Origin of the sequence: Kitasatospora sp. NPDC088779 (genome assembly GCF_040685395.1) — a bacterium.
Classification (GTDB): domain Bacteria; phylum Actinomycetota; class Actinomycetes; order Streptomycetales; family Streptomycetaceae; genus Kitasatospora.
On sequence record NZ_JBFBHW010000088.1, the window covers coordinates 1 to 1173 of the forward strand.

At 69.7% G+C, this 1173-nt stretch carries 1 rRNA gene and 1 pseudogene; both read left to right on the plus strand.

Annotation, left to right across the window (positions count from 1 at the left end):
- Positions 1–87, plus strand: a 5S ribosomal RNA gene (gene rrf / locus AB0P03_RS39620); the annotation flags it as partial.
- A gap of 327 nt (positions 88–414) precedes the next feature.
- A pseudogene (locus AB0P03_RS39625) lies at positions 415–1173 on the plus strand (tetratricopeptide repeat protein); the annotation flags it as partial.

The following is a 1173-nucleotide window of genomic DNA, read 5'->3' on the forward strand; positions in this document are numbered from 1 at the left end:
GGTTACATTCCGAACCCGGAAGCTAAGCCTTACAGCGCCGATGGTACTGCAGGGGGGACCCTGTGGGAGAGTAGGACGCCGCCGAACAATTATTCAAGGCCGCGGCCCCAGCGACTCGCTGGGGCCGCGGCCTTTTTGTGTTTTGCGAACGAGTAGTACCCCGGCAGGCCGGGACCTTCGCCCAGGCGGAGTGTTCCGGGATGTCGGACAATGGAGATGGTGCGCGGCCAGGAGGCCGGCGCCGAAACCGCGTGACGGCAGCGGAGTTGCTCAGTCCGCGGTGGAGCTGAAGCAGCAGAAGGAGTCACCACGATGTCGAACCAGCCCCAGGACCGTCCCGAGCGTCGATCGGACGACGGCCGAGGCTACGAGCCCCGGTCCCGTGGGGGCTGGTCGAACGACCGTGGCGGCGCCCGTCGGGACGACCGTCAGGGCGGCGGCGGCTTCCGCCGTGACGACCGCCCCTCGGGTGGTGGTTTCAACCGTGACGACCGTCCGCGTCGTGACGACCGTCCGTCCGGTGGCGGCTTCAACCGTGACCGTGGCGATCGCCCGTCGGGTGGTTTCAACCGCGATGACCGTGGTGGCGACCGTGGCGGCTTCCGTCGCGACGACCGCCCCTCCGGTGGCGGCTTCAACCGCGACCGCGGCGACCGCCCGTCCGGTGGTGGCGGTTTCCGTCGCGATGACCGTCCGGGCGGTTTCAACCGTGACCGTGACGACCGTCCGCGTCGTGACGACCGTCCGTCCGGTGGTGGCTTCAACCGTGACCGCGACGACCGCGGTGGCTTCCGTCGTGACGACCGCCCCTCGGGCGGTGGTTTCAACCGTGACCGTGGGGACCGCCCGTCGGGTGGTTTCAACCGCGATGACCGTGGTGGCGACCGTGGTGGCTTCCGCCGTGACGACCGCCCCTCGGGCGGTGGTTTCAACCGTGACCGTGGCGATCGCCCGTCGGGTGGTTTCAACCGCGATGACCGTGGTGGCGACCGTGGTGGCTTCCGTCGCGACGACCGCCCCTCCGGTGGCGGCTTCAACCGTGACGACCGTCCGCGTCGTGACGACCGTCCGTCCGGTGGTGGCTTCAACCGTGACCGCGACGACCGTGGTGGCTTCCGTCGTGACGACCGCCCCTCGGGCGGTGGTTTCAACCGTGACCGTGGCGATCGCCCG